Origin of the sequence: Christiangramia crocea (assembly GCF_022410465.1) — a bacterium.
GTDB classification, from domain to species: domain Bacteria; phylum Bacteroidota; class Bacteroidia; order Flavobacteriales; family Flavobacteriaceae; genus Christiangramia; species Christiangramia crocea.
The window spans coordinates 1-16,678 of sequence record NZ_JAJSON010000016.1; the positions used below are offsets into that span (position 1 = coordinate 1).

Annotated in this window: 13 protein-coding genes and 1 tRNA gene; 5 read left to right on the forward strand and 9 right to left on the reverse strand. The window is 40.7% G+C overall.

What is annotated here, in order from left to right; translation table 11 throughout:
- On the forward strand, positions 1 to 264 hold a 264-nt coding region (locus LU635_RS05955), incomplete at its 5' end, for an ATP-binding protein (RefSeq protein ID WP_240097208.1).
- A complete protein-coding gene (locus tag LU635_RS05960) occupies positions 264 to 1,007 on the forward strand; it encodes a LytR/AlgR family response regulator transcription factor (RefSeq protein WP_240097211.1) in 744 nt (247 codons plus the stop codon). The genes LU635_RS05955 and LU635_RS05960, both read left to right, overlap by 1 nt.
- Before the next feature lie 704 nt (positions 1,008 to 1,711).
- Here LU635_RS05960 and LU635_RS05965 read toward each other — a convergent pair.
- The gene (locus LU635_RS05965) at positions 1,712 to 1,879 is read right to left on the reverse strand and encodes a hypothetical protein (protein WP_240097213.1); all 168 of its coding nucleotides are present in this window, start codon (positions 1,877 to 1,879) and stop codon (positions 1,712 to 1,714) included.
- 340 nt (positions 1,880 to 2,219) lie between these two features.
- Here LU635_RS05965 and LU635_RS05970 point away from each other — a divergent pair, with 340 nt between their 5' ends.
- Complete coding sequence (locus LU635_RS05970) at positions 2,220 to 2,558, forward strand: hypothetical protein (RefSeq protein WP_240097215.1); 339 nt, start codon at positions 2,220 to 2,222, stop codon at positions 2,556 to 2,558.
- A gap of 200 nt (positions 2,559 to 2,758) precedes the next feature.
- Here LU635_RS05970 and LU635_RS05975 read toward each other — a convergent pair.
- From LU635_RS05975 to LU635_RS05995, 5 genes are all read right to left on the reverse strand, one after another.
- Positions 2,759 to 2,832 (reverse strand) — tRNA-Asp (locus LU635_RS05975).
- Between the two features lie 86 nt (positions 2,833 to 2,918).
- Positions 2,919 to 3,848, reverse strand: a complete 930-nt coding sequence (locus LU635_RS05980) for a DUF58 domain-containing protein (RefSeq protein ID WP_240097217.1) — start codon at positions 3,846 to 3,848, stop codon at positions 2,919 to 2,921.
- An 82-nt stretch (positions 3,849 to 3,930) separates the two neighbouring features.
- On the reverse strand, positions 3,931 to 4,251 hold the full coding sequence (gene trxA, locus LU635_RS05985) for a thioredoxin (RefSeq protein WP_240097219.1): 321 nt from the start codon (positions 4,249 to 4,251) through the stop codon (positions 3,931 to 3,933).
- 121 nt (positions 4,252 to 4,372) lie between these two features.
- The gene (gene dnaE, locus LU635_RS05990) at positions 4,373 to 8,758 is read right to left on the reverse strand and encodes a DNA polymerase III subunit alpha (RefSeq protein ID WP_240097221.1); all 4,386 of its coding nucleotides are present in this window, start codon (positions 8,756 to 8,758) and stop codon (positions 4,373 to 4,375) included.
- A gap of 470 nt (positions 8,759 to 9,228) precedes the next feature.
- Positions 9,229 to 9,675: a ferritin-like domain-containing protein gene (locus LU635_RS05995; protein ID WP_240097223.1), complete on the reverse strand. Its 447-nt coding sequence runs from the start codon at positions 9,673 to 9,675 to the stop codon at positions 9,229 to 9,231.
- A gap of 268 nt (positions 9,676 to 9,943) precedes the next feature.
- On the opposite strand from LU635_RS05995, the gene LU635_RS06000 reads away from it, so the two are divergent.
- Positions 9,944 to 10,525, forward strand: coding sequence for a 30S ribosomal protein S16 (locus tag LU635_RS06000; protein WP_240097225.1), 582 nt, complete (start codon positions 9,944 to 9,946; stop codon positions 10,523 to 10,525).
- A gap of 13 nt (positions 10,526 to 10,538) precedes the next feature.
- A complete protein-coding gene (gene rimM / locus LU635_RS06005) occupies positions 10,539 to 11,066 on the forward strand; it encodes a ribosome maturation factor RimM (RefSeq protein ID WP_240097226.1) in 528 nt (175 codons plus the stop codon).
- A gap of 15 nt (positions 11,067 to 11,081) precedes the next feature.
- Here rimM and ald read toward each other — a convergent pair whose 3' ends face one another.
- From ald to LU635_RS06020, 3 genes are all read right to left on the reverse strand, one after another.
- The gene (gene ald / locus LU635_RS06010; RefSeq protein WP_240097227.1) at positions 11,082 to 12,182 is read right to left on the reverse strand and encodes an alanine dehydrogenase; all 1,101 of its coding nucleotides are present in this window, start codon (positions 12,180 to 12,182) and stop codon (positions 11,082 to 11,084) included.
- A 103-nt stretch (positions 12,183 to 12,285) separates the two neighbouring features.
- Positions 12,286 to 15,099 carry a leucine--tRNA ligase gene (gene leuS / locus LU635_RS06015; RefSeq protein WP_240097228.1) on the reverse strand — a complete coding sequence of 938 codons (2,814 nt, stop codon included), beginning with the start codon at positions 15,097 to 15,099 and terminating at the stop codon, positions 12,286 to 12,288.
- Positions 15,100 to 15,260: 161 nt separating this feature from the next.
- A complete protein-coding gene (locus tag LU635_RS06020) occupies positions 15,261 to 16,193 on the reverse strand; it encodes a ketopantoate reductase family protein (protein ID WP_240097229.1) in 933 nt (310 codons plus the stop codon).
- Between the last annotated feature and the right edge of the window lie 485 nt (positions 16,194 to 16,678).

Consider the following 16,678-nt stretch of genomic DNA (forward strand, 5'->3'; position numbering starts at 1 on the left):
CTTACCAATGCGCTTAAATATGCTTTCCCGCAAGAACAACAAGGCGTTATTAATATCAGCCTGCAGAAAGATTCTGAACAAAATTTGAGATTAAAGGTTATAGATAACGGGGTTGGGAAAACAAATGGTCTTGCGCCAAAAGGTACAGGATTTGGCTCACAACTGGTGAAATTACTAACCCGACAACTCAATGGAACAATGACAGAACGTAATGATAAAGGAACTCATATTGAATTTGACTTTTTAATCAGCAAAAGCGCATAATGAGTGAAAAAATAAAAATACTTATTGTGGAAGATGAAATGATCATCGCGGCTAATATCTCATTACAGTTAAATGAACTAGGATATGAGGTTACCGGTATTGTTCCCAGAGGAGAAGAAGCTTTAATGCATATAAAATCAGAAACTCCGGATATATTACTGCTCGACATCAACCTCAAAGGATCTTTAGATGGAATAGAGACCGCCCTGGAAATGCAAAAAACTCACGATATCCCTGTGATCTATCTAACCGCAAATGCAGACGAAGCACATTTCAACCGGGCAAAGGAAACACATCCTTACGCTTTTGTAGCCAAACCTTTCAAAAAATTAGATCTGCAACGGGCAATCGAATTGACTGTTTCCCAAGTAGGCTTTAAAAATGAAAACAATTCTAATTCCAAAACTAAAGAAGATGAAGCCTTCATCTTAAATGACTGTATTTTTGTGCGGCATCTAAATTCAATGGTAAAAGTAAATATTAAAGACATACTTTACATTGAAGCCGAACGGAATTATTGCCGCATCTTCACCAGCAACAAGGAATATCTCCTTGTCATGACGCTGAAAGAGATGGATAAGAAGTTACCGTCCAAACCCTTTTTAAGGGTCCACAGGTCTTATATCATTAATATTTCTCAAATCACAGAGATAGCCACCACCCATATCGTCATTGGCAGGAAAGCTATTCCCATTAGTAAACCTTTAAAAAAGGAATTGCTCAAGCGACTACAAACCATTTGATCGCCTTGCTCAGTAAATCTTCTTACCCGGACAACATATCGATGCTTTCGTCCCACATCGTTTATTTTAACCACTGATTATTAGTTATTTAGACTTATTAAAGAAAATCATTTAATCAAAAATCATCTTATGAAAACAATACTACCAGCCTTTTTTAACTAGACAATAATAATCCTCCTTAATTTATTTGAATTATCAAGGATAGAATCTTTACAGTCATCACAACAGTTTATCAACAAGCTCTATCCATCATCATTGTAATTTTAAATATAGTTAGGTCATTCATCAATCCTAATTAGAATAGTTGAAAAAGGCTGAAAGTATTAATATAAGCCGGTCTCTCTTTTAGAAAGATCCGGTTAAGCATCTCTAATAAAAAATTATCTATTAAGCCTGAAAAACCCGAAGATTTAGGAGTACTTACCATTTGCTGGGCTTGGGGGGCCAGTTTTAAAGGTAATTATGAAAAAGTCCAGGGTTTTTGGGCTATAGATGAAATCTAAAGAATTCGTAAAAGAGTTTGATGATTCAGTTTTATACCCAATCATCTAATGCCTGATATCCTTTCGGCACAGTTTTATTTACAATTAAAATCTAAAAACAAAAAATCTCTTTCCATAATACAAGAAAAAAAGCCTCTGATTGTTTAATCAGCTCCTCACACATCTTATTTTTGGTAGTATAAAAGGGGAGAAAAGGTGGAACTATAATAACATGATAAGTAATGTTATTAAGACTGAAGAAATGGCTATGATGGACATACTTATAATTAAAATGCTTTCTTTAGCAGCTAAGTATTCTTTTTTAAAATCCTGATCTTTTTCGACTAATTCTTTCATTGACACATCAATATCTACAAATATATCATTCATTAAAATCTTTTAAAATACCTTTTTGAAGGTATTTTTTTCATAATGAAAGAACTAGAATAGATTATTAAGTAACGTCATTAAAGGATATGAAATAAGAATCCTAAAATACAAAAAAGCCTCTTCTCGAATCAACGGAAAAAAGCTTCTCATTGGCTAGCCAAAATACTTGCGACACTTAGATTATAAATCAGCCATAAACATCTCTTAACTTCCCTCAAGTTTATTTCACAATAAATGCCATCAAAAAATTTGTCCGAAAACCTGTAGGAAACATGATACTGGACATTCGTTCTAATTGAAGGCTATATTTTTAAAGAGTCAATTTTAAAAATTAAGCATCATGAAAAACTTAATAAACTATTGTTCAGCTGGTGCTTTACTCGTTTACCTGATCTTTCTTTCATCAGGTTGTTCAAAGGATTGGATTGATGAACAGTTGGATTGTGAGTTCTATTCTTATATAAAAGTAGCTTCAACATGTGAATGCCTGGTAAATGAAGAGCCCAATTGTGAAGTTAATTACAGCCAGCTTACAGAAAAAGAGTATGATCGCATCAGTGCTCTTTTCGATGAAAGTGGGAACGAGTGTATTGAAATATCCGGGCTTAATTTTTCAGGAAAGAATTTCTCAGGTATGGCTAAAAGGCCTTTTGTCAACAATTGCCATCAATTTCTTTGAATTACCAAAAGTGAAATCAGATGGAACGAAAAACTCCAAAAACAAAAAAGCCTCTTCCCGAATCAACGGAAAAAAGCTTCTCATTGGCTAGCACCTCTCAGTGCTAACTACACATCCCGACAAGTCGGGACAAACAACACAACTAATCATTAGTGCCAAAAAAAGCCCCCATTTTTCGTAGGAGCTTTTTTGCAATTTTGCGGTCTGGACGAGACTCGAACTCGCGACCCCCTGCGTGACAGGCAGGTATTCTAACCAACTGAACTACCAGACCGTTGCTTTATTGCGAGGGCAAATATACTACCCTTTTTAATTTCACCAAACCTTTTTTAAATATTTTTAGCACGAAAAATAAGCCCCCTATCCAAACTTTTGTTTCTCAAGTAAATATGCGGTCATAATATTGTCAAAATTTTTATTGATATCGGCTTCCACATACTTTATACGGTATTTGGCACATTGCATTTTTAAGTTATCGAGGTACTCCTCTACGGCCTTTTTATAATTCTCCCTGATGTTATCTGAATACAGGTCAACCTCCATCCCTGTTTCCACGTCGGTAAAGCGGCGAGGGGTGTTTTCAAAATTGAAATCAAGTTCCCTTTTTTCATCGATCACATGAAAAAGGATCACCTCATGCCGGTTATATTTCAGATGCCTTAAAGCCTCAAAAAGTCTCTCCTCATCGGTGTCGGCCTGAAACATGTCTGTAAACAGAAAGATCAGGGATCGCCTCTTTAATTTTTCAGCGATCTGATGCAGGTACGTATAGGTATCGGTATTTTTCCGTTTCGCAGGATTTTTCAGTATACTGTTCAGTTTATCCAAAAGCATATGATGATGCCGCTCACTGGATTTCTCGGGAGCATAGAACTCAAATTCATCACTATAGATACTTATTCCCACGGCATCGCGCTGCCGTTTTAAAATATGCATCAAACAGGCCGAGGCCAGAACCGAGAATCCTATCTTATTAAGAGAGTCCAGACTCTGACCCTTCATCTTCGGATAATGCATGGAAGCCGAATTATCAATAATCAGATGACACCTCAGATTGGTTTCCTCCTCATATCTTCTTGTATAAAGCTTATCGGTCTTCGCAAACAGCTTCCAGTCTATATGCCGGGTACTCTCCCCGCTATTATAGATCTTATGCTCGGCGAATTCGGCAGAAAACCCGTGAAACGGACTCTTATGCATCCCGGAGATATAACCTTCCACCACCTGTTTTGCGAGGAGGTCAAGATTTAAAAATCCGCCGGTTTCATGAAGTTCTTTTTCAATATTCATAGCAGGTATTAAATTACCTATACTTTATGAATTAAAAAAGCCACGCTAATGCGTGGCTTGAATAATTATTTTTTTCTAAATTTTATTGCAACAATTGATCGATAGCGTCAGCGTAAGTCTGCTTTGGAGCTACTCCAACCTGGCGACCTACAACCTCACCGTTTTGGAAAACCAGTACGGTAGGTATATTTCTAACACCATACTTAGCGGCAAATTCCTGGTTAGCATCAACGTCCAGTTTTCCTACAACGGCTTTCCCGTCATATTCCGTACTGATTTCATCGATGATTGGTCCAACCATTCTACATGGTCCGCACCATGCAGCCCAAAAATCTACCATTACAGGCTTATCACTTTTAAGTACCTGTTCTTCAAAGTTCGCGTCAGTTATTTCAATAGCCATAATATGTTATTTTTCTAAATTCTTAATTTGATTCGTAAAAGTAGTCAATAAAATAATTATTCCTTACATCACCAATATTATATTTGACTATAAGCATATTGGTTGCTTTTATTTTGGGGTATTAATTCAATTTATACATAAACTGTTCCTTTTCGAGTATTTCAATAAGTTCCTGGGATATCCTGATCTTGTGTTTCCTGCTGGGCATATGCAATTTTACCTGCTCCTTCATTTCATAGACCACAAAATTCAGATGGCTTTCCCCCTTATGAGACATAAAAGTATCCTTCAGCCATTCGATCTTTTCACTATGTAGATCATCGATGTTCAGCTGAATTGTAAGTTTCTTCGCATATTTATCCATGATATCATGCAATAAATTCATCTCCCTGAACTGTATTCTTGGGTCTCCTTTCTTCCCTGTATCTTTATTGGTCCAGCCTTCTTTTACGAAGACCTTCATATGTATAAAATTATTAGAAACAAAAAAGTGCTTCATTCTTAGATATTCCTCCCCAAAGATCTTAAACTCATAAGACTCATCATAATCCTCCACAGTAAAGATTGCCCAGCCTTTACCATTCTTGGAAACGCGGTGCTGCACATCTACGACAACACCTCCAATCGTAAGATCCCTGTTCACTATGGACTCCAGGTCCCTGAAATCGGATATTTTACCATTACAGAAATAATTCATCTCAATCCTAAAGTCATCCAGCGGATGCCCCGATATATAGATCCCAACAACTTCTTTCTCACGACGAAGTTTTTCCATGGTGCCCCACTCCTCACATGGCGGCACTTCAGGCTCGGGGATTTGAACTTCACTGGCTTCGCCAAAAAGGCTAACCTGTGAGGAATTCTGATTCTCCTGAAATTTTTGCGCATATTTTACCACTTTTTCCAGGAAGCTCATTCCGCTGCCATCATCATGGAAATACTGCGCACGATGTGTCCCTCCAAAACCGTCAAATCCACCGGCCAAAGCAAGGTTCTCAAAAGCCTTTTTATTGGCAGCTCTCAGGTCTATTCTTTTTGCCATATCGAAAATGGATCTATATGGACCTTCTTTCGTTTTTCGGTTTTCAACGATAGTAGCCACAGCTCCAGCTCCAACTCCTTTTATCGCCCCCATTCCAAAGCGAACCGCGTTATCTTTATTTACAGAGAATTTATAATAGGACTCGTTCACATCAGGCCCAAGAACATTAAGCTTCATACGCTTACATTCTTCCATAAAGAAGGTGACCTGCTTGATATCGTTCATATTATTGGAAAGTACAGCTGCCATATATTCTGCAGGATAATGCGCTTTCAGATAGGCTGTCTGGTAAGCGATCCAGGCATAACAGGTGGAATGCGACTTGTTGAAAGCATAGGAAGCAAAAGCCTCCCAGTCTTTCCATATCTTTTCAAGCACCTCTTCAGGATGGCCTTTTTCTTTACCTCCATCTATGAACTTTGGCTTCAATTGTGCCAAAAGGGCAGCGATCTTTTTACCCATCGCTTTTCGAAGCATATCTGCTTCACCTTTACTAAACCCCGCCAGTTTCTGCGATAAAAGCATCACCTGCTCCTGGTAAACGGTAATTCCGTAGGTCTCTTCAAGGTATTCCTCCATTTCCGGAAGATCATAAGAGATCTCTTCTTCTCCATGCTTACGGGCAATGAAACTGGGGATATATTCCATAGGCCCGGGACGATATAACGCATTCATAGCGATAAGGTCATCAAAAACCGTAGGCTTTAAGGACTGCATATGCTTCTGCATCCCGGGAGATTCGTACTGGAATATCCCAATGGTTTCTCCTCTCTGGAAAAGCTTATAGGTCTCTTCATCGTCCAGCGGAAAATTATCCGGATCGAGATCGATTCCGTGACGGCCTTTTACAATTTTTACCGTATCCTTTATTAAGGTAAGGGTCTTCAGACCCAGAAAGTCCATCTTCAGCAGACCGGCACTTTCCACTACCGAGTTGTCGAACTGAGTCACATACAGGTCGGAATCCTTAGCAACCGAAACAGGCACATAATTGGTAATATCGCCGGGTGTAATGATCACCCCGCAGGCATGAATACCGGTGTTTCGAACTGAACCTTCCAGAATACGGGCCTGGTTCACCGTTTCGGCTTCCAGATCATCGCCTTCAGCTAAATTTAAAAGCTCGTTTATTTTTTCAATTTCATCCCCGCGGAATTTTGACTTGATCGTCTTTTCGTCCATCGCGAAAAGCTTCCCAAGTTTAGTATTCGGGATTAGTTTAGCAATTCTATCGGCCTCCATTAAAGGAAGATCCAGCACCCTTGCAGTATCCCGAATAGACGACTTCGCAGCCATGGTTCCATAGGTAATGATCTGAGCCACCTGGTTAGCCCCGTATTTCTTGATCACATAATCCATAACGCGGCTTCGGCCTTCATCATCAAAGTCGATATCAATATCAGGCATACTCACACGATCGGGATTCAGGAAACGCTCGAAAAGCAGATCATACTTGATAGGGTCGATGTTGGTAATTCCAAGGCAGTAGGCCACTGCAGATCCGGCAGCCGATCCACGTCCGGGACCAACCGACACTCCCATTTCCCTGGCGGCCCTTATGAAGTCTTCCACAATAAGAAAGTAACCAGGATACCCGGTATTTTCAATTACCGATAATTCAAAGTCCAGTCGCTCCTTTATACTTTCGGTTATGTCGCCATAGCGAACCTTTGCGCCCTCGTAGGTGATATGTTTTAAATAAGCGTTTTCACCTCTTTTTCCCCCGTCAACAAGGTCCTCTTCACTCTGGAATTGCTCCGGAATGGTGAATTTAGGAAGCAGAACGTCCCGGGCCAGTTCGAAGGGTTCAACCTTTTCAACTATTTCCTGGATGTTGCTAATGGCTTCCGGAAGGTCCTTAAAAAGACTCTTCATTTCATCACCGCTCTTAAAGTAATATTCCTGATTTGGAAGACCGTACCTGTACCCCCTGCCCCGACCAATTGGGGTCGCCTGCTTCTCCCCGTCTTTTACACACAGTAAAATATCATGGGCATTGGCATCTTCCTGCTTCCAGTAGTACGTATTATTGGTCGCTACCAGTTTTATATCATGTTTTTTTGAAAATTCAACCAGGACTGGATTTACTCTGTTCTCATCTTCCTGATCATGACGCATGATCTCTAAATACAGGTCTTCGCCAAATTCTTCCTTCCACCATAACAAAGCCTCTTCAGCCTGTTTTTCTCCAACATTAAGGATCTTGCTTGGAACTTCTCCATACAGGTTCCCGGTGAGAACTATTACATCCTCCTTATATTGTTTGATGATCTCCCGGTCTATACGCGGGACATAATAAAATCCATCTGTATAAGCCTTGGAAGACATCTTGGCCAGGTTATGATAACCATTCTTATTTTTGGCCAGCATCACAATCTGGTAGCCATTATCTTTGCGGCTTTTATCGGCGTGGTTCTCACAAACGAAGAACTCGCAACCAACGATAGCTTTCATGGGCTGCTTTAATGGCTCCCCGTTTTCTTCGGCTTCGGCATTATGCGCTTTGAGCTTTCCATTATATATACCTACCTCCTTAACAAAATGGAAGGCCCCCATCATATTTGCATGATCGGTCAGGGCCACGGCATTCATATTTTCTTCTGCCGCCGCCGCTATAAGATCAGGAATACTAATCGTTGATTGTAATACCGAGAATTGAGAATGGTTATGTAAATGAGCAAAGGGGACCTCATCCAGCTTTTCCAGGTTCTCCTGGATTTCCTCATGGGAAATATCATCTGAAGGCTGTTGCTTTTCCAGTCTTTTCCTAATCTGGTCTGAAGCCTTTTTAAGGTTGATATGTTTCAGACCAACCAGACCGATGCGCTGCGGATTAGCTTCCGAAAATTCTTCAAAATAACCTGAAGGAACATCAAGTTCCTCAACAGTGTATATTCTCTGTCGGATCAATTCAAGGAAACAACGTGTAGTAGCTTCAACATCAGCTGTAGCGTTATGCGCTTCATTAAAGGCTTCGTCAAATAGGAATTCGTGTAGTTCAGTAAGTGTAGGTAATTTGAATTTACCACCACGTCCCCCGGGAATCTTACAGAGCTCTGCAGTAGTTTCGGTACAGGTATCCAGAACAGGCATTTCCTGAAGGGAATTCTCAAAATCCCTTCTTATGAATTCGGCACCCATTATATTGATGTCAAAACCAACATTCTGGCCCACTACGAATTTAGATTTCTTAAGGGCTTCATTGAATTTTTCCAGGACCTCGTCAAGAGAAACACCTTCCTCCCTGGCTAGATCTGTTGAAATGCCGTGGATTCGCTCTGAGTCATAAGGAATATCAAAACCATCGGGTTGCACCAGGTAATCCTGACTTTCAATTAAATTCCCCATCTCATCGTGCAACTGCCAGGCGATCTGTATACAACGCGGCCAGTTGTCAGAATCGGTTAAGGGAGCATCCCAGCGCTTGGGAAGACCGGTGGTTTCAGTATCAAAAATAAGGTACATTCCTTTGTTTTTTAAGCCTTTATGAAGAATAATAAATGGTCTGCAAACTTAAAGCATCCCGGCTAAAATAAGGAACTTTATCGCTGAATTAAAACTTAGTTTTCAGGATTTATCAACCAATAAAGAAATTTGGGTAATGGACTGTATTGACTCGATTCTATGGCTGACTCTTTTAATAATTTTATTCCTAACTCCAAAAAACCAAATTTTTATTTCACCTCCCCGGAACTGAGAAAACCAGTTCCGCCCTCTCCCAAATAAGAGGCGCAACAACCTGGATTTATTTTTGAAAATTTTACATGAAAAAGCCTCACAGCAACCTGAAATTTCAGATATCCTGTGAGGCCTGTGATACGAACACTAAAAACTACTACTACTTCAATCAAACATTGCTCGCATCTGTGTGTTTACATTCCTTCAGTATAATGTCATTGGGGTGATTTCCCGAAAGACGTTCCATAGTAGCACAATTAAGCTTGTTTCTCAAGCGTTTTGACTTCGTTCAATGCAGCTACAATCGCATTTTTCTGTTTCATCAGTATATTTCCTGTCGATGCCGGAATTTCCGACTTCTTAAGCACCTTTTCATATTCTTCAACCGCAGCCTTTTCACCGCGTATGGCTTCTTCGAGCACAGCTTCATCCGTATCGTTAGAAAGACTCGCTTTAAGATTCATCCACGATCTGTGGGTATCTCCGGCCAGACTTGATCCATCGCTGGGAGCTTCCCCAAAATTCCGGATCTCAGACTTTAATTCGTGTCCAAAATCATATCTTTCCTGCGCCCGTGCCGCGAAAAAATTCTGAAGATTCTTATCTTTTACTTTGTCGGCCGCAAGTTTATATCCTTTCTCAGCATCATAATTTTTCTCTAGCAATTCATTAAGCATACTGGAAATTTCCTCAGAATAACTCATAGCTTTTTTTATTTTTCCTTTGCGTAAATATAAACTCCGACTCCCTTCCTAACAATCTATTTAACAGGGTTTAGCACTAATTAACCACTTTTAACAAGAGACTCCAATTTTAACGAAATTTCTTCCTAATATTACAAATTACCGGTGCAGACCCACTATTATTATCCCAGAAGTAAAATAGAAGCAGAAATACTTGAAAATTAGAAAAATGTAGTATCTTTGCGCACTTATTAATAACCGGGGTCGAGAACCCCAAAATTTAATTTTTATGCCAGTAAAAATAAGATTACAAAGACACGGTAAAAAAGGAAAACCTTTTTTCTGGATCGTTGCTGCGGATTCACGCGCAAAAAGAGACGGTAAATTTTTGGATAAATTGGGAATCTATAACCCTAACACCAATCCAGCTACTATCGAACTTGATGTAGACGGAGCTGTTACATGGTTGCAAAATGGTGCCCAGCCAACAGATACCGCTCGTGCTATTCTTTCTTATAAAGGAGCACTTCTTAAGAAACACCTAGCAGTAGGTGTGCAAAAAGGTGCTTTGACTGAAGAGCAGGCTGAAGAGAAATTCAAAGCCTGGTTAGAAGAAAAAGAAGGAAAGATAGGTGCTAAGAAAGAATCTTTAGACAAAGCAAAAGAAGAAGAAAAAGCTAAAGCTCTTGAGGCTGAAAGAGAAGCGAACGCTAAGCGTGAAGCTGAAGCCAAGGAAGCTGAAGAAGCAGAGGCTGCTGCCGCTGCTGAAGCTGCAGAGGCAACAGACGAAGCTACTGTAGAAAGTGCTGAAGAAGAAGCGGGAGCTGCAACTGCAGAAGAAGCTAAAACTGAAGACAAAAAAGACGCTTAAACAGCTACCGGCGATGACTAAGGAAGAATGCTTCTACCTGGGAAATATCGTTGGCAAATTTAGCTTTAAAGGGGAGGTACTGGTAAAACTGGATACCGATGAACCTGAAACTTACACTGAAATGGAATCAGTTTTCATTGAATACAATGAAAATCTGGTTCCATTTTTTATAGAGCGCTCCTCACTACAGAAGAGCACCTTACTTCGGGTGAAATTTGAAGATATAGACACCGAAGATGATGCCGAAGACCTGGTAGGTGCCCGGCTATATCTTCCACTTACCTTATTACCCAACCTCCCTGAAGATAAATTCTACTTCCACGAGATCATTGGCTTTGATGTCAAGGATGCGGAACATGGCAATATTGGCAAAATAGTATCTGTGAACGATTCTACTGCCCAGGCACTTTTTGAGATCGAAAAAGACGGAAAGCAGATCCTTATTCCCATGAATGATGAGTTCATCCAAAAAGTGGATAAAAAAAATAAGACCATCCAGGTTACTACCCCGGAAGGCCTTATCGATCTATATCTAGGTTAGTCTAAAGTATCCCCACTAAACAAAAGCATTATTCCAGTCAAAAGCCTCAAGTATAGGCTTACAAACGATTTTACCATTTACTATATTGAGTCCTTTGGCCAGCGCCATATCGTCTTCACATGCCTTTTCCCAACCATTTTCAGCAAGTTTCAGCACATAAGGAAGAGTAACGTTTGTAAGAGCGATCGTTGATGTATGCGGCACAGCTCCCGGCATATTGGTCACACAATAATGTACTACATCGTCTATAATATAAGCAGGGTCTTCATGAGTAGTTGGCCTGGTAGTTTCAGCACATCCCCCCTGATCCACAGCGACATCCACTATAACCGCCCCGCGCTGCATTTGCTTAAGCATATCTCTGGTGATAAGTTTGGGAGATTTGGCTCCTGCGATAAGGACTCCCCCAACAATAAGGTCACTGGTTCTTATATGTTTACGAATGTTATATTCATTTGAAAACTCTGTGACCACATGGCTCGGCATTATATCATTTATATAGCGCAGCTTGTTCATGTTAACATCCAGCACTGTAACCTGGGCTCCAAGTCCGGCAGCCATTTTTGCAGCCTGCACTCCTACAGTCCCCGCACCAAGCACCAGCACCTTCCCCGGAGGAACGCCCGGAACCCCGCCAAGCAATAAACCTTTTCCCTTCACGGGTTTTTCAAGATATTTTGCCCCCTGCTGAATGGCCATTCTACCTGCTACTTCAGACATTGGTGTTAGGAGAGGAAGAGTGCCATCAGATTCCTCTACGGTCTCATATGCGACACAAACCGCCTTTCGCTCCATCATCGCTTCGGTAAGCTGCTGATTGGAAGCAAAATGAAAATAGGTAAATATAACCTGATCTTCTTTTATAAGTTCATACTCCTGCTGAATAGGTTCTTTAACCTTAATGATCATATCGCTTTGATCATAGACCCTGTCTATGGTGGGCAGGATCTTCGCACCTGCAACATAGTAGTCTTCATCGTCAAAGCCACTGCTTTCTCCAGCGCTAGACTGAACAAAAATTTCGTGCCCAAGCTTGGAAAGTTCCAGGACACCTGCAGGTGTCATCCCTACCCGGTTTTCATTGTTTTTGATCTCTTTGGGAATCCCGATTTTCATAGTTGAAGTTTTTAGATTCCGAAAAATAATCAAAGAAAATAAAAATAGGGGTCAAAATGTAAAAAATAACATTTTGACCCCTATCATGATATTTTTTAGGGGGTTAAATTACAATATTCACAATTTTACCAGGCACCACTATCACTTTTTTGGGGGTTGATCCTGATAATTGATTTTTTGTTCGATCATCTTCAAGCACTGTTTTCTCAATTTCATCCTTGGCTAAATCCAAAGGCAATTCCATCGTAAATCGCATTTTCCCGTTAAAGGAAACAGGATAATTCTTGGTGCTCTCTACAAGATATTTTTCTTCATACTCCGGATATTTCGCAGTGGAAACCGATTCTGAGTTTCCAAGGCGCTCCCATAGCTCTTCAGCAATATGCGGTGCGTAAGGTGCGATAAGAACAGCCAGAGGCTCAAGCACTTCCCTGCTGTTGCATTTTTGAGCTGTAAGCTCATTAACGCAGATCATAAAGGTTGAAACCGAAGTATTAAAACTGAACTCTTCAATATCTTCTGTTACCTTTTTAATGGTTTTATGAAGTGTCTTTAAAGAGTCAGCTGAAGCTTTTTGATCTGAAACTAAAAATTCCTCTCCATTGTGGTACAACTTCCACAGCTTTTTAAGGAAACTATGAACCCCTGTGATCCCGGCTGTATTCCATGGCTTCGCCTGGTCCAGTGGCCCAAGGAACATTTCGTACATCCTTAGGGTATCTGCTCCATAATTTGCACATATTTCATCGGGATTCACCACATTATATTTGGATTTGGACATTTTTTCTACTTCCCGTCCAACAATGTATCTCCCGTCTTCAGTAAGGAATTTAGCTTCTGCGAATTCCGGACGCCATTTCTTGAAACCTTCAATATCAAGCTCATCAGAAGCGTTTACTAAAGAAACATCTGCATGAATAGGCTGAACATCATTTCCATTAATTTGATTCTTCGAAACAAATACGTTCTCACCTTCAAGTCTATAAACAAAAGCACTTGTTCCAAGGATCATTCCCTGGTTGATCAGTTTTTTGAATGGCTCCTCCACTGTTAACCATCCACGGTCATGAAGGAATTTGGTCCAGAAACGCGAATACAGAAGGTGACCTGTGGCATGCTCGCTTCCCCCTATATACAGATCAACATTCTCCCAGTATTTCTGAGCTTCTTCTGAAACGAAACGATCAGCATTCCCGGCATCCATATATCTGAAAAGATACCAGCTACTACCCGCCCATCCCGGCATGGTATTCAGCTCTAAAGGAAATATAGTCTCGTCGTCGATCTTATCATTGGAGACTACTTCATTCTTTTTTATATCCCATGCCCAGTCAGTCGCATTGCCTAATGGAGGCTCCCCTGTCTCGGTGGGAAGATATTTTTCAACTTCTGGCAACCTTAGCGGCAGGTGCTGCGTGTCTATCATTTTAGGCAATCCATTCACATAATATACCGGGAATGGCTCTCCCCAGTACCTCTGTCTGCTAAAAACAGCATCTCTAAGGCGGTAATTTGTCTTACCATAACCCTGACCTGTCTTTTCCAGTTCAAGGATCACTTTATTCAGTGCTTCTTTATATTCAAGTCCGCTAAGAAAATCTGAATTAGCGATCACCGTACCTTCCTTACCCGCATAAGCTTCCTGAGAAACATCCACATTATCAAAGATATTTTTGATTGGCAGATCAAAATGCCTGGCAAAATCATGATCACGCTGGTCCCCGCATGGCACCGCCATTACAGCACCGGTTCCATAACCCGCAAGCACATAATCCCCAATCCAGATCGGGATTGATTCCTTTGTAAAAGGATGTTCAGCATAAGCACCGGTAAATACACCGGTAATGCTTTTCACATCGGCCATACGTTCACGTTCACTTCTCTTTGCGCTCGCTTCTATATAGGCTTCAACTTCTTCGCGATGCTCGGACGTTGTTATCTCCTTTACCAGTTCAAGTTCGGGGGCAAGCGTCATAAAGGTCACGCCAAAGATCGTATCAGGTCTGGTTGTGAAAACCCCCACTGTATGATCTGTATCCTTGATTTTAAAATCTACATGAGCTCCTACCGATTTCCCGATCCAGTTACGCTGGCTCTCTTTAAGACTTTCGGTCCAGTCTATTTCATTAAGATCCTGAAGCAATCTTTCTGCAAAAGCAGAGATCCTCATGCTCCACTGCGTCATTTTCTTTCTTACCACTGGATAACCTCCACGTTCAGAAACTCCGTTCACGATCTCATCGTTCGCCAAAACGGTTCCCAGTTGGGGACACCAGTTCACTTCGGCTTCAGCCAGATAGGTAAGACGGTATTTCAATAAAATCCCTTCCTTTTCATCTGTCGAAAATTTATTCCACTCATCTGCAGAAAAACTTTCGGTGTCATCATCACAGGCTGCGTTCACCCTGGTATTCCCTTCAGAAGCAAAAATTTCTTCCAGTTCGGTAATGGGTCTTGACTTTTCAGCCTCCTGATCATACCAGCTTTCAAAAAGCTGGATAAAGATCCACTGAGTCCACTTATAATAATCGGGGTCACTGGTTCTAACTTCGCGGCTCCAATCAAAAGAAAACCCGATCTTATCAAGTTGCTCTCTATAGCGATTAATATTATTTCCGGTAGTTACCGCCGGATGCTGACCGGTTTGAATGGCATACTGCTCTGCTGGCAACCCGAAACTATCATAGCCCTGCGGATGCAACACATTAAAACCCTTATGACGTTTAAAACGAGCATAAATATCGCTGGCAATATATCCCAGCGGATGCCCAACATGAAGGCCAGCCCCCGAAGGATAGGGGAACATGTCCAGCACATAATACTTCGGTTTATCAGAATCGTTTGAGGCTTTAAAAGTCTGGTTCTCTGCCCAGTATTTCTGCCATTTCTCTTCGATCTTATTAAAGTGGTAACTCATGTTCTTTCTTACTATTATCCTGTTATCATAGGAGTCATTGCGAGGAATGAAATGAGGAAGCAATCTAAATGAGACTGCGTCTCTTCACTCGCTGTGACTTTAATCACTAATTGCCTGCAAAAATACAATTTTAAAGGACTTATAAGGAATGATTCAGGTGTCTATTCAAGGCTTTTTCTGGCTTCAGCCTCCATGGGTTTCAGACATTCATAGATATATCGGTTTATAGGAGTTTCAATACCATATTTCTCACCTTCCTTCACTATATAGCCATTCAAATTCTCAAGTTCCGAAGGTTTTCCCTGCATAATATCACGTTGTGTGGAAGCTGTATTGCCCTTAGGCTGGGAGTTGATGATCTCAAACACCATATCGATATGCTTATCGGTCAAAGGAATCCCCTTGGCATTTGCCACTTCTTTCATCTCCTTCGCAGTTTTCCTCATTAAATCATAGAGGAATTCACTTTCCCTTATCTTATCGATAGATACCCTGGTCAAGCCACCAATACCGCTCACGGTGCAGATAAACAGGAATTTTTTCCAGATCTCAAGCTGAATATTTTCCGGGATAGTATTGGTTATACCGGCCTGGTCAAAGATACCTTTGATTTTAGCTATTCTGGTGGATCTTGAATTATCTATCTCTCCGAAAGTGATTTTGGGGTCAAAAGCAATATGTTTGATCTTACCAGGCTTTTCAAGGAAACTAACTACAAAACACAGACCGGCAAGCACATTTTTTTCCGGCAAAACTTCAAGCAATTTTTCCATATTATTGGCACCATTCTGAAGAGGTAGCACCAGGGTGTTTTCTCCAATCACAGACATTAACTCTTTCGCAACCGCAGGTACCTGCCAGGATTTCACACCCAGAATCACCAGATCGGGTTCGGGAACTTCACTAACATCATCGGTTGCGAGTTTTGGCCTTACTTTGAAATCCCCATTGATACTTTCCACTTCAAGCCCATGTTTCCGGATTGCTTTTAAATGTTCGCCTCGCGCGATCATGCTAACCTCTAGACCTGCCTCGGCAAGCTTTCCGCCAAAATATCCCCCTACTCCGCCAATTCCATATACCAGTATTTCCATGAATCGAATTTTTTCAAATTTAGGAAACTATATAGAGATTCATTTATTACGCTCGGAATGACTTTGTTTTAATTATCAGATCAGGTGGCACATTGAGAGCAGTCGAAATGTGACATTTAACATTCTGTAAATCATGCTTCGACTCCGTTCAGCATTATGGAATATTCAGGATGAGTCATTTCGAAGGAGTATATCGACTGAGAATTCATTTTAATTTCAATAGATTTCTCGCTTTGCTCGAATTGACTTTAAGGTTTCAATCGAAAAAATCTTCCTGGACTTATTTCAGTATATATGGAGATACTGAAACATGTTCAGACCAAGAAACCAGTGTTGCACTGAGCTTGTTGAAGTGCAACTCTTCGAAAATTAGCTTCTCCCGTGCTCAGCATGACAAATTGAATAAGATTAGGAGATTCCCAATATTTTATAAACTTTAAGCGTTTTAAATAACGAGAAAGCCGAACTTTCTTATTTTTACAAAA